The organism is Bacillus multifaciens, assembly GCF_030756675.1.
GTDB lineage: Bacteria > Bacillota > Bacilli > Bacillales > Bacillaceae_G > Bacillus_A > Bacillus_A multifaciens.
Genome location: NZ_JAVBXD010000089.1, coordinates 1 through 1,352, shown reverse-complemented (window position 1 = coordinate 1,352; position 1,352 = coordinate 1). Strand labels below are relative to the sequence as shown.

Here is a 1,352-nt window from a genome sequence, read left to right as displayed (position 1 = left end):
AGGGTTATCAAGGGTTAACGATGGTTTCCATCCTTGAGTTGAATCATAAGACTTTGCTGTGACAGATTTTGATTGACCGTTATCACTTACAATAAAACTTTGCGCTCCGTATGTTGCATGATCATTACCATTATTAAGAATCAAACCCCATGAAACAATGTCTATAGAATTTGCTAACGAGCCGTCTTCTTTATAACCCTTACTATAAAAAAGTCCCTTTTCTAAACCTGTAACAACTCTCTTTGCCCATCGATTCCATTCAGCTGGATTTTGAAATCCTTGTGTAAAGACTCTACCATTCGACATCTCTGTAAAGTTATTATTATCGTTTGGATCCCTTGCTCTAATAGTAATACCTTCAAGCAACTTACCAGCAATACTTTCTGCTGTAACCGCCCCAATTAGATTTATACGCTTCGCTTCAATTTGAATCTTTTCAGCCGTTTGGTTAATACTTGAAATGATATTACCGACTTTAACTGTGCTGAGAATACTTTTTTCAGTAACGTCAATACGCGATTCCATCGTTTTTACATAAGCACTTGTAGCATATTTCCCGTCAGCTTCTACTCGTGTATACACTTCTGTCCTTTTAGCCGCAAAGCTAATTCCTTCTTTTGTAGCGGCAATCTCACGGTCAAATTGCTCTGTTTTCTTGTTGTAATCGGCTGTTGCTACTTTCTTGGCAATTTGTCCTAATAATTCATCTCTACCAACAATGTCCATTGCATTCTCAGTAAATTCGGAGGGATTCATACCACGTTGTAGCATCATTTTAGAAGCCCAAAGTCGACCGTTTCGTATTATATAAAAACGCGCATCAACTAACACTGTCCCCGCTGGCGCCTTAGCTGTTCCATATGCGAATTTCCAAACATTATTTTCAAGAGGAATATCAAAACCAGCAGTAGATATTCTGGCACCAGAAGCATTATAAAACTCTATTTCTACCCTTACTCCCTTGTCAATTTTGCTTTTATCATCGGTCATAAACCAACCAGATATAACAAAATTCTCACCAGCTGCAGCTTTAACTTTTTCACTAATGCCGCCGCGCCAATTATCAGCTGTTAACCCAGCTTGGTCCGTTTTAATGCTGTAAGAGCCGTTATACATAACATTGGTATCACGGGTACAATTAGGTGATAAGGACCAATGGCTTGAATCTGTTTTCAATAATGAGTTTCTAATCAAATTATCCATACCTAGAGCGCTAACATAGTTACCCACTTCGGTAATCGTTACTTTTCCTTTTATCGCTTCTGCTTGCGTTTCCAGTGTAGCTTTTGCATCTTGTATTTGCTTTCCTTGTGCCGATTGTGTTTCCTTGATACTGCTAACACTTTCTTTGA

1 pseudogene is annotated in these 1,352 nt (G+C 38.5%); it reads right to left on the bottom strand.

What is annotated here, in order from left to right:
• Nucleotides 1-1,352, bottom strand: a pseudogene (locus Q9306_RS24485) (hypothetical protein); the annotation flags it as partial.